Origin of the sequence: Pseudomonas endophytica (assembly GCF_001411475.1) — a bacterium.
Classification (GTDB): Bacteria; Pseudomonadota; Gammaproteobacteria; order Pseudomonadales; family Pseudomonadaceae; genus Aquipseudomonas; species Aquipseudomonas endophytica.
Map to the genome: position 1 here is coordinate 1 of NZ_LLWH01000036.1, position 10,734 is coordinate 10,734.

At 56.4% G+C, this 10,734-nt stretch carries 10 protein-coding genes and 3 tRNA genes; 3 read left to right on the forward strand and 10 right to left on the reverse strand.

What is annotated here, in order from left to right:
* The 3 genes from AQS70_RS04205 to AQS70_RS04215 all read left to right on the forward strand — a co-directional run.
* On the forward strand, positions 1-833 hold an 833-nt coding region (locus AQS70_RS04205; RefSeq protein ID WP_156354996.1), incomplete at its 5' end, for an MFS transporter.
* A gap of 17 nt (positions 834-850) precedes the next feature.
* Complete coding sequence (locus tag AQS70_RS04210; RefSeq protein ID WP_055101672.1) at positions 851-1,699, forward strand: transketolase; 849 nt, start codon at positions 851-853, stop codon at positions 1,697-1,699.
* Positions 1,696-2,706 carry a transketolase family protein gene (locus AQS70_RS04215; RefSeq protein WP_055101673.1) on the forward strand — a complete coding sequence of 337 codons (1,011 nt, stop codon included), beginning with the start codon at positions 1,696-1,698 and terminating at the stop codon, positions 2,704-2,706. The genes AQS70_RS04210 and AQS70_RS04215 overlap by 4 nt, the downstream gene beginning before the upstream one ends.
* A 178-nt stretch (positions 2,707-2,884) precedes the next feature.
* On the opposite strand, the gene AQS70_RS04220 is transcribed toward AQS70_RS04215, so the two are convergent.
* The 10 genes from AQS70_RS04220 to accD all read right to left on the reverse strand — a co-directional run bounded on the left by AQS70_RS04220 (position 2,885) and on the right by accD (position 10,571).
* Positions 2,885-2,961 (reverse strand) — tRNA-Asp (locus AQS70_RS04220).
* 101 nt (positions 2,962-3,062) lie between these two features.
* Positions 3,063-3,139: transfer RNA gene (locus tag AQS70_RS04225), tRNA-Asp, on the reverse strand.
* 55 nt (positions 3,140-3,194) lie between these two features.
* Positions 3,195-3,270: transfer RNA gene (locus AQS70_RS04230), tRNA-Val, on the reverse strand.
* Between the two features lie 175 nt (positions 3,271-3,445).
* The gene (locus AQS70_RS04235) at positions 3,446-4,231 is read right to left on the reverse strand and encodes an SDR family oxidoreductase (RefSeq protein WP_055101674.1); all 786 of its coding nucleotides are present in this window, start codon (positions 4,229-4,231) and stop codon (positions 3,446-3,448) included.
* Complete coding sequence (locus tag AQS70_RS04240; RefSeq protein ID WP_055101675.1) at positions 4,228-5,439, reverse strand: O-succinylhomoserine sulfhydrylase; 1,212 nt, start codon at positions 5,437-5,439, stop codon at positions 4,228-4,230. Before AQS70_RS04240 ends, AQS70_RS04235 begins: the two co-directional genes overlap by 4 nt.
* A gap of 80 nt (positions 5,440-5,519) precedes the next feature.
* Complete coding sequence (gene purF / locus AQS70_RS04245; protein ID WP_055101676.1) at positions 5,520-7,025, reverse strand: amidophosphoribosyltransferase; 1,506 nt, start codon at positions 7,023-7,025, stop codon at positions 5,520-5,522.
* 41 nt (positions 7,026-7,066) lie between these two features.
* The gene (locus tag AQS70_RS04250; RefSeq protein ID WP_055101677.1) at positions 7,067-7,624 is read right to left on the reverse strand and encodes a CvpA family protein; all 558 of its coding nucleotides are present in this window, start codon (positions 7,622-7,624) and stop codon (positions 7,067-7,069) included.
* Between the two features lie 106 nt (positions 7,625-7,730).
* Positions 7,731-8,363 carry an SPOR domain-containing protein gene (locus AQS70_RS04255; protein WP_055101678.1) on the reverse strand — a complete coding sequence of 211 codons (633 nt, stop codon included), beginning with the start codon at positions 8,361-8,363 and terminating at the stop codon, positions 7,731-7,733.
* Entirely contained in the window at positions 8,347-9,654 is a 1,308-nt protein-coding gene (gene folC / locus AQS70_RS04260) for a bifunctional tetrahydrofolate synthase/dihydrofolate synthase (RefSeq protein WP_055101679.1), read from the reverse strand. Before folC ends, AQS70_RS04255 begins: the two co-directional genes overlap by 17 nt.
* Positions 9,651-10,571, reverse strand: a complete 921-nt coding sequence (gene accD / locus AQS70_RS04265; protein ID WP_055101680.1) for an acetyl-CoA carboxylase, carboxyltransferase subunit beta — start codon at positions 10,569-10,571, stop codon at positions 9,651-9,653. Before accD ends, folC begins: the two co-directional genes overlap by 4 nt.
* Between the last annotated feature and the right edge of the window lie 163 nt (positions 10,572-10,734).

Genomic DNA, 10,734 nt, shown 5'->3' on the forward strand with positions numbered 1-10,734 from the left:
TTCCGCTGTCAGGCATGATCGGCGGGCCGCTTTCGGGCTACATCATGACGAAGTTCGCTGGCGTTCAAGGTTGGGCGGGCTGGCAGTGGATGTTTGTGATTGAGGCTATTCCAACCGTCATTGTTGGCCTAATGGTGCTGGCCTATCTCAAAGATGGCGTACACCAAGCAACGTGGCTGAATGATGAAGAAAAGACCTTAATCAGCAAGGAGCTGGCCGAGGACAACAGCCACAAAGTCACCCATGCATCGGTCGGCGCGTTTCTGAGCGACCGCCGCTTGTGGACGCTGGCGTGCATCTACTTTTGCGTGGTAATGGGCCAGTACGCGATCACCTTCTGGCTGCCGACGCTCATCCGCAATACCGGGGTTGCCGACCCACTGCACATCGGCCTGCTCACCAGCCTGCCCTACCTGTGCGCCATCGTCGCGATGGTGTTAATGGGCCGTAGCGGCGACAAGCATCAAGAGCGCCGCTGGCATCTGGTCGGACCCATGCTAGCGGGCGCAGTCGGCCTCACATTGGCCGCGGTGTTTGGCACCAACCTGACGTTATCGGTGTTGAGCCTGTGCCTGGCAGCCGCAGGCGTGTTGTCGGCGTCCTCTCTGTTTTGGATGTTGCCGACCACGTTGCTCGGCGGCGTCTCTGCCGCTGCGGGAATCGCTGGCATCAACAGCTTTGCCAATCTGGCCGGCTTCTGCTCGCCGTACCTGATCGGATGGATCACTACCACGACCGGTTCAAGCGCCATCGGCATGTACCTGATTACCGGTGTGTTGTTCATCGGTGCCTGCTTGGTGCTGCGCATACCGGCCGCTTCGGTCAATCGTTGAATTTAGGGAGAACATCCATGACTGCCACTTCATCTCGCGCGTCGTCCATCGGCTTGGCACAGCGCGCCCATAACATTCGCCGCCATGCCTTGCGCATGGGGCAAGTCCAGGGCCAAGGCTATGTCGGCCAAGCCCTAGGGGCGGCTGACTTGCTCGCTGTATCGTACTTTCATGCCTTGAACTACACCCCCGAAAATCCCGACTGGGAACAGCGTGATCGCTTTTACCTGTCTATCGGTCACTACGCGATCGCGTTGTATGCCGCCTTGATCGAGGCCCAAATCATTCCACTGGAGGAGCTTGAAACCTACGGCTCGGATGACAGCCGCCTACCCATGTCCGGTATGGCCGCTTACACCCCCGGCATGGAAATCACCGGTGGTTCGCTGGGCCAAGGCTTAGGCATCGCGGTGGGCGCCTGCTTAGCCCTAAAGCGCAAGCAATCCGCCTCTTTCGTTTATAACCTGCTCTCGGACGGCGAGTTGAATGAGGGGTCAACGTGGGAAGCGGTCATGTCCGCTTCACACTGGAAACTGGACAACCTGATCGCCATTGTCGACGTCAATAATCAGCAAGCCGATGGGCACTCCAGCGAGGTGTTGGCATTTGAACCGATCGTTGATCGTTGGCAAGCCTTTGGCTGGTTCACTCAGCGGGTAGACGGCAATGACCTGAACGCTTTGGTCACAGCGTTCGACGCCGCCCGCAACCACACTGACGCCCAACCGCGCGTGATCATTTGCGATACCAAGATGGGCAAAGGGGTGTCGTTCTTGGAAATCCGTGAAAAAAACCACTTCATTCGCGTGGACGAGCATGAGTGGGATGTGGCTTTGAACACCCTCGAAGAAGGTAAAAACCTATGAGCAATGCACCCCACACAACAGCAACGCCGAAGAAAAAGCTCACAACCTCCGCGATGATTGCTTCGATTGCCGCCGAGGGCCAGGCCACCCGGCCCGCGCCCTTTGGCCACGCATTGGCCGCACTCGCGGACCAACGCCAAGACATTGTGGGATTATCGGCTGACTTGTCCAAGTACACTGACCTGCACATTTTTGCGAAGGCTCATCCAGAACGCTTCTATCAGATGGGCATGGCTGAGCAGTTACTGATGAGCGCGGCGGCAGGCATGGCTCGTGAAGGGTTCGTGCCCTTCGCGACCACTTACGCGGTGTTTGCTTCGCGACGCGCCTATGACTTCATCTGCATGGCCATTGCCGAAGAAAACCTTAACGTCAAAATAGTCTGCGGCCTACCAGGGCTGACCACCGGCTATGGCCCCAGCCACCAAGCGACTGATGATTTGGCGATCTTTCGCGCCATGCCGAATTTGATGATCGTAGATCCTTGCGATGCGTTAGAAATCGAGCAGGCGGTGCCTGCCATTGCCGCGCATCAAGGGCCTGTCTACATGCGACTACTGCGGGGCAACGTACCGCTGGTGCTCGACGAATACGGCTATAAATTTGAGATCGGCAAAGCCAAAACGTTGCGCACAGGTAACGACGTTTTAATCATTTCTACCGGGCTAATGACCATGCGTGCGCTGGAGGCAGCCAAGGTGCTTCAGGCTGACGGTGTCGATGTCGCAGTGCTGCACGTCCCCACTATCAAACCTTTGGATGAGCAAACTATTCTGGCGGAGGCCAGAAAGTCGGGACGACTCGTAGTAACTGCAGAAAACCACTCCATCATTGGTGGATTGGGCGAAGCAGTGGCAACCGTCTTGTTACGCAATGGCGTTACACCAACGTTCAGACAAATAGCGTTGCCGGATGCGTTTCTCGATGCAGGCGCGCTGCCGACGCTGCACGACCGCTACGGTATATCGACTCAAGCCGTTTGTACGCAAATCAAGAGTTGGTTGTAGGACATAAACCTGCAAGGGGCTCAATCGGCCCCTTCGCAACACGTGCTTGCCAATGAACACCTTCATTTAGCGTGTCAAAAGGCTCAACCTGTTTTGGGACAAACCAGCAGGCAAAAAAAAGCGACCCTTAGGTCGCTTTTTTGTAGCTTCAGAGAGTTCAAGGGCTCTGGAGCAAATATGGCGCAGCGGACGGGACTCGAACCCGCGACCCCCGGCGTGACAGGCCGGTATTCTAACCGACTGAACTACCGCTGCGTATCGCTCGGACTTGCGTCCGTTTGAATCTTTTAAATCGTTGATCAAGAAGCTTCGGTGCTTTTCGATCGCAAGCCAAGCTAGCCTGACTTGTACAAATATGGCGCAGCGGACGGGACTCGAACCCGCGACCCCCGGCGTGACAGGCCGGTATTCTAACCGACTGAACTACCGCTGCGCGTCGGTTGGTTGCTTCGTTAAAAGCGACCTTCTCTTTCGAGACACTCAAGAAGTGGTGGGTGATGACGGGATCGAACCGCCGACCCTCTGCTTGTAAGGCAGATGCTCTCCCAGCTGAGCTAATCACCCTTTGCTTCGTTGAGGCCGCGAAATTTACGCAGGTATTGAAGCTAAGTCAAGGGGATTATTGAGTTTTTTTCAAAACAGCGAACAACTGCGGCCCGCTTCAAGCAACAAGTGAGATCAAATGCCGCCAATCAACTGTGCGCCATCACCGCTGCAACTTGCCGCTGACAACGTGCAGCTATTGCTCTTCCCCATAAATCATTTTTTTACTCATGCCACCGTCAACCACAAACTCTTGCCCGGTCACAAAACTGGCATTACGTGACAAAAGCCAGGCAACCATCGCGGCAACGTCTTCTACGGTGCCTACACGACCTGCCGGATGTTGCGCATGATCGGCATCCGTTAACGGCTCTGCGCGCCTCACCGACGGGTCACGAGCATCAATCCAGCCCGGGCTGACAGCGTTGACCCGAACTTCGGGACCTAGGCTGATGGCCAGTGCGTGGGTCAATGCCAACAGCCCGCCCTTGCTGGCCACATAGGCTTCAGTGTCCGGCTCCGATTGACGGGCGCGTGTGGACGCCAAGTTGACGATCGAACCGCAATGCGCCCGCAAATACGGCGCACAGTGCTTCGCCAACAGCAATGGCCCGGTCAGGTTGACCGCCAATACGCGGTTCCAATGCTCAAGGTCGAGGCTCTCAAGGGTCATGTTGTGCGGGTCGGCAATCGCAGCGTTCGACACCAGTGCATCAAGACGACCAAATTGGCCAAGCACCTGCGCCACGCACTGAATCACATCGGCTTCGACCGACACATCCATGGCCACGAACCAAGCACTTTCACCCAGCGCCTTGACCACTTTGGAGCCGCGCGCACGATCAATGTCGGTCAGCACTACTTGCCAGCCTTCACTGATTAGCCACGCCGCAATCCCCAGACCAATGCCTCGTGCAGCGCCGGTTACTAGCGCCACACGGCCATTGCCTTCAATCGGTGCTTGCAGAGCCCATTCGGTCACAGTACGGCTAAGCCTCGCGCCAAGTCAGCTTGCAGATCTGCAACGTCTTCCAAGCCTACTGCGATGCGGATCAGGCTATCGCGAATGCCTGCGGCCTCACGCTCTTTGGGTGCTAGACGGCCATGGGAAGTAGTTGCCGGGTGAGTGATAGTTGTTTTGCTATCACCCAAGTTAGCCGTGATAGAAATCAGGCGTGTGGCGTCGATAAAGCGCCAAGCACCCTCCTTCCCCCCTTTAACTTCAAAGCTGAGCACCGCACCAAAACCGCGCTGCTGACGCTGAGCCAACGCATGCTGAGGATGGCTCTCAAGCCCTGCGTAATGAACCTTTTCAACGCCGTCCTGTTGCTCCAGCCACTGAGCTAACGTAAGGGCGCTGGCGCAGTGGGCGCGCATACGCAAGTTCAGGGTTTCTAAACCTTTAAGGAAGATCCAGGCATTGAACGGGCTTAGCGTTGGGCCAGCAGTACGCAAGAAGCCGACAACTTCTTTCATCTGCTCGCTGCGCCCAGCCACCACACCGCCCATGCAGCGGCCTTGACCGTCGATGAACTTGGTGGCCGAATGCACAACGATGTCCGCCCCCAGCCTGACCGGCTGCTGCAAGGCTGGCGTGCAGAAGCAATTGTCCACTACTAGCAGCGCGCCTTTAGCGTGGGCAATGTCTGCCAGGGCGGCGATGTCAACCAACTCAGCCAAGGGGTTGGAAGGTGATTCGACAAACAACAACTTGGTGTTGGGTTTGATAGCCGCGTCCCAGCCGGCCAATTCGGCCAGCGGAACGTAATCCACCTCAACGCCAAAACGCTTGAAGTATTTTTCGAACAGACTAATGGTCGAGCCAAAAACGCTGCGCGAAACCAAAACGTGATCACCCGCACTGCACAGACTCATCACTACCGACAAAATGGCGGCCATGCCGGTGGCTGTGGCGACGGCTTGCTCAGCACCTTCCAGTGCCGCGATACGCTCTTCGAACGCACGCACAGTGGGGTTGGTGTAGCGCGAATAGACGTTGCCTGCGACTTCGCCCGAAAACCGCGCCGCTGCGTCGGCAGCGGTACGAAACACGTAGCTGGACGTCAGGAACATCGCATCACCGTGTTCGCCTTCTGGCGTACGGTGCTGGCCAGCACGCACAGCCAAGGTATCGAACGCGACACCCTCAAGGTCGCTGTCTAGCCGACCGGCATCCCAATCCTGACTCATGCTGCCCACTCCTTGCTGTGTATGGATTGCTTTGTATAAGAACAATGCAAACCGGCCCATTAGGGCCGGTTTGTTGAAACTTAGTTGTTGTACAAGCCTATCGTTGCACCAACACCCTGGGCAATTACCTTAGAGGCATCGTTGCGCGCACGCTCGATACGGTCCAGGTAATTTTCATCAATGTCGCCCGTGACGTACTTGCCATCAAACACGGCGCAATCGAATTTGTCGATTTTGATTTTTCCGCCACCGACCGCTTCGATCAGGTCTGGCAGATCTTGGTAGATCAGCCAGTCAGCGCCAATCAGATCGGCTACATCTTGGGTGGTCCGGTTGTGAGCGATCAATTCATGCGCGCTCGGCATGTCGATGCCGTAAACGTTCGGGTAACGCACCGCCGGCGCTGCTGAGCAGAAGTAGACGTTTTTGGCGCCCGCTTCGCGAGCCATCTGAATGATCTGCTTACAGGTGGTGCCACGCACGATCGAGTCATCTACCAGCATCACGTTCTTGCCACGGAACTCAAGCTCAATGGCATTGAGCTTTTGACGCACCGACTTTTTACGTGCGGCCTGGCCCGGCATGATGAAGGTACGACCGATATAACGATTTTTAACGAAGCCTTCACGGAACTTGACGCCCAAGTGGTTCGCCAACTCTAGCGCTGCGGTACGGCTTGTGTCCGGGATCGGAATAACCACGTCGATGTCGTGATCAGGACGCTCGCGCTGGATCTTTTCGGCCAGCTTCTCGCCCATACGCAGACGCGCTTTGTAGACCGAAACGCCGTCGATGATCGAGTCCGGGCGCGCCAGATACACGTGCTCAAAGATGCATGGGGTCAGTTGCGGGTTAACTGCACACTGACGGGTATGCAGCTGACCATCTTCGGTGATGTACACCGCTTCACCTGGCGCCAAGTCGCGGATCAGGGTGAAGCCCAGCACGTCGAGCGACACGCTTTCGGACGCGATCATGTACTCGACACCTTCATCGGTATGACGCTGACCGAAGACGATTGGACGAATACCGTTAGGGTCACGGAAACCGACAATACCGTAGCCGGTGATCATCGCGACCACGGCATAACCACCTCGGCAGCGGTTGTGCACATCAGTGACTGCGGCAAACACATCTTCTTCGGTTGGCTGCAACTTACCGCGCTGCGCCAATTCATGGGCGAAGACGTTGAGCAGCACTTCCGAGTCAGAGTTGGTGTTGACGTGACGCAAGTCAGATTCGTAAATCTCCTTGGCCAGTTGTTCAACGTTGGTCAGGTTGCCGTTGTGCGCCAAGGTGATGCCATATGGCGAGTTGACGTAAAACGGCTGAGCCTCAGCTGAAGTCGAGCTGCCTGCCGTTGGATAGCGCACATGACCGATGCCCACGTGACCAACCAAGCGCTGCATGTGGCGCTGATGAAACACATCACGCACCAACCCGTTGTCCTTGCGCAGAAATAACCGGCCATTATGGCTGGTTACAATACCGGCAGCATCCTGGCCGCGGTGCTGGAGGACGGTTAGCGCGTCATACAGCGCCTGATTGACGTTCGACTTACCGACGATACCGACGATGCCACACATGCGACGCAACCCCTACTTAATAGATCTGAACTGAACACCACTCACTTGGGCTGGGTAGCCGGCAAGAGGTGCTCCTTGAACGGTAAATCAGCGGGTACGCTGACACCGCTGGCTAACCATTGGCTACTCCATCCCAAAATGAGATTTTTCGACCAATCGGCAACCAATAGAAATTGTGGCATGAGCCTAGACTCCTGCCACCATGAGTCTTGCTGCACCGGCCCTAGGCTTAAGAGCCCTACTCCCACGACCACCAGCAATGCGCCACGCGCAGCACCGAAGACCATGCCGAGAAAACGATCGGTCCCGGACAAGCCGGTGACGCGAATCAGTTCGCCGATAAGAAAGTTGATCATTGCGCCTACCAACAAGGTGGCGACAAACATGATGGTGCACCCGGCAATGATGCGGGCGGAAGGTGTTTCGATGTAGCCGGCCAAGTACTGCGACAGTGAGCCACCGAACATCCAAGCGACAACCCCGGCAATGATCCAGGTGCACAGCGACAGCGCTTCTTTTACGAAGCCTCGCTTCAAGCTGATCAAAGCGGAAATGGCGATGATTGCAACGATCGCCCAGTCAACCCAGGTAAATGGCACAGTTCAGTCTACAGACGGTTAAGGCGGCGCATTTTAGCAGAGCGCCGCCTCTCAAGTCAGGCGATTTATCAGTGCATTGGCTATCAGTTACAACCTTTTTATGCGCTTACCCACGCTCGGGCTGGAAACGCACGACAAAACCTCTGAGATTCTGTTGTTTGTCGAGCACATCACGCATGCGCTCTGCCTCTGCGCGCTCCAACAAGGGGCCCACAAAAACCCGATTCATCCCACCCGAGGTACGGATATAGGCGTTATAGCCTTGATTACGAAGGTTTTTCTGCAAAGTGTCGGCACTTGCACGGTTGGACAAACTCACCAACTGAATCGACCAACTGATCGGTAGCCCGTTAGGGTCGACACGCTTTTGCGCGGTATCGAGCTTAGCTGGCGGCTGTGCCACCGTCTGCGCCGGAGTAACTGCAGGCGTCTTAGGCGCTACTGCTGGCTTGCTTGCAACCGGGGCGGCAGGCGCAACAACCGGTTTTTGCGGCGCAACCTCTTGTGGCTCATCCGGCGGCGCTGGCTCTTGCTCAATAACTTGCGGCTCAGGCACCGGCACAGGCTCTACCTGAACTTGAGGCATAGCAGGCACCTGCGGCGCCGTCGGCGCGTCGACCTGAATCTGACGCTGCTCATCCTCGCGCGAGAAGAGCATGGGCAGAAAAATCACCGCCAACGCGATCAATACCAGCGCGCCGACCATCCGTTGCTTGAAGACCTTATCTAGCAATGCCATTGACCGCCTCCTCCTTGGCATGCCGCTCCAGCCATTCAAGCGCCTGAGCGACACAATAAAATGACCCGAACAACAGGATCTCATCTTGTGGCGTTGCACGATCGCATTGCGCCTCAAGAGCTGCATCCACACTGTCGTACGGAGTAACCGATGCGCCCAACCCTTGCAGCGCAGCTTGCAACTCTAGCGCAGGGCGTGTGCGCCCGGTATTAAGGGGCGCAACCGCCCAATGCTCTACAACACCGGCCAGTTGCTCTACCACGGCATCCAGATCTTTGTCAGCCAGCAGACCAAACACCGCCAGCCGCTTGCCCGCTAACGGGCGCTGCTGCAGACGCTTGAGCAAATAGTTGGCTGCATGGCCGTTATGCCCTACATCCAGCAGTAAATTAAGGGTTTTACCGCGCCAATTAACGTGGCGACGGTCTAAGCGGCCGGTGACTTGCGTCGCCAACAGCGCCTCAACAATACGCTCGGGCTGCCACGGCAATGACATTAACGCATAAGCCTGAAGCGCCAGTGCCGCGTTTTCCATCGGCAAATCCAGCAAGGGTACGTCACGCAGCTCTAGCGTTTGCTTCTTTGCGTCGCGACCCTGCCAATGCCACACCGCTTGAGAAAGGGTCACGCTAAAGTCGCGCCCGCGAATAAACAATGGGCAACCTAACGCCTTGGCCTTGTCGAGCAACGGCTGAGGCGGATCAAGGTCGCCACACAAAGCGGGCTTACCTTGGCGAAAAATCCCGGCTTTTTCATAGGCCACAGATTCACGGGTATTACCCAAGTACTCCACGTGGTCCACACCAATGCTGGTGACCAACGCCAAGTCAGCGTCAACCAAGTTGACTGCATCCAGCCGCCCACCCAGCCCAACCTCTAACACCGCTACGTCAAGTTGAGCACGCTCGAATAACCAGAAAGCGGCCAGCGTGCCCATTTCAAAGTACGTCAGAGAGGTTTCGCCACGCCCTGCGTTCAATGCCTCGAAGGCTTCGCACAGTTGTTGGTCCGAAACTTCAACACCGTCGATCTGCACGCGCTCGTTATAACGCAACAAGTGAGGCGAGCTATAAACCCCGACCTTGAGCCCTTGCGCGCGCAGTAACGAGGCAATAAATGCACAGGTCGAACCTTTGCCGTTAGTGCCAGTGACTGTCACCACCCGAGGCGCAGGCTTTTGTAAGCCCATGCGGATCGTTACCTCTCGTGCGCGATCCAGCCCCATATCGATGGCCGCTGGATGCAACTGTTCAAGATAGGCGAGCCACTCGCCAAGGGTGCGCTGGGTCATAGGTTTGCAGGAGCCGGTGGGACAACAATCGGCTCGACTGGCGCAGCAACAAATTCAGGTGTTGGCAGGCCCATCATTTGTGCCAGTAGGTTGCCCAAACGCGGACGCAGCTCTTGACGGGAAATGATCAAGTCAATGGCGCCGTGCTCCAACAGGAACTCGCTGCGCTGGAAGCCTTCTGGCAACTTTTCACGAACGGTCTGCTCAATGACACGTGGGCCGGCGAAACCGATCAGCGCTTTTGGCTCACCGACAATCACGTCACCCAACATTGCCAAACTGGCCGAAACACCTCCGTAAACCGGGTCTGTCAACACCGAAATATACGGAATACCTTCTTCGCGCAGACGCGCCAGCACCGCAGAGGTCTTAGCCATCTGCATCAGAGAGATCAGCGCTTCTTGCATGCGTGCCCCGCCAGAGGCTGAGAAGCAGACCATTGGGCAGCGATGTTCTAAGGCGTAGTTGGCGGCACGTACGAAACGCTCACCAACGATGGCGCCCATCGAGCCGCCCATGAAAGAGAACTCAAACGCCGACACCACAATCGGCATACCCAACAGGGTGCCGCTCATAGACACCAGTGCATCTTTCTCACCCGTATCTTTCTGCGCACCCACAATACGGTCTTTGTACTTTTTACTGTCGCGAAACTTCAGACGGTCAACAGGCTCCAGATCAGCACCCAGCTCGTTGCGGCCCTCAGCATCCAAGAAGATGTTGATGCGTGCGCGTGCGCCAATACGCATGTGGTGATTGCATTTAGGGCAGACGTCCAGGGTTTTTTCCAGCTCTGGACGATAAAGCACTGCGTCACAAGACGGGCACTTGTGCCACAGGCCTTCAGGTACCGAGCTCTTTTTGACCTCGGAACGCATGATCGAAGGAATTAGCTTATCTACCAACCAGTTGCTCATGCTTTCTTTCTCCAGTACCGGGGACCTGAACACTGCTGTTCAGGCCCCGTGTATGCCCTTGAGCTAAATTCATTGAGTGAGCGGCGATGATTGTACGGGACAGCGGTCAGACAACGGCTAACCAGCATCACCCCATCCACCCCCAGCCTTCCCGACAACCCGC

Excerpts from the sequence above, each read along its gene's own strand:
- AQS70_RS04210 (WP_055101672.1), top strand. The coding sequence starts at position 851 with ATGACTGCCACTTCATCTCGCGCGTCGTCCATCGGCTTGGCACAGCGC.
- AQS70_RS04215 (WP_055101673.1), top strand. The coding sequence starts at position 1,696 with ATGAGCAATGCACCCCACACAACAGCAACGCCGAAGAAAAAGCTCACA.
- AQS70_RS04240 (WP_055101675.1), bottom strand. The coding sequence starts at position 5,439 with ATGAGTCAGGATTGGGATGCCGGTCGGCTAGACAGCGACCTTGAGGGT.
- purF (WP_055101676.1), bottom strand. The coding sequence starts at position 7,025 with ATGTGTGGCATCGTCGGTATCGTCGGTAAGTCGAACGTCAATCAGGCG.
- AQS70_RS04255 (WP_055101678.1), bottom strand. The coding sequence starts at position 8,363 with ATGGCATTGCTAGATAAGGTCTTCAAGCAACGGATGGTCGGCGCGCTG.
- folC (WP_055101679.1), bottom strand. The coding sequence starts at position 9,654 with ATGACCCAGCGCACCCTTGGCGAGTGGCTCGCCTATCTTGAACAGTTG.
- accD (WP_055101680.1), bottom strand. The coding sequence starts at position 10,571 with ATGAGCAACTGGTTGGTAGATAAGCTAATTCCTTCGATCATGCGTTCC.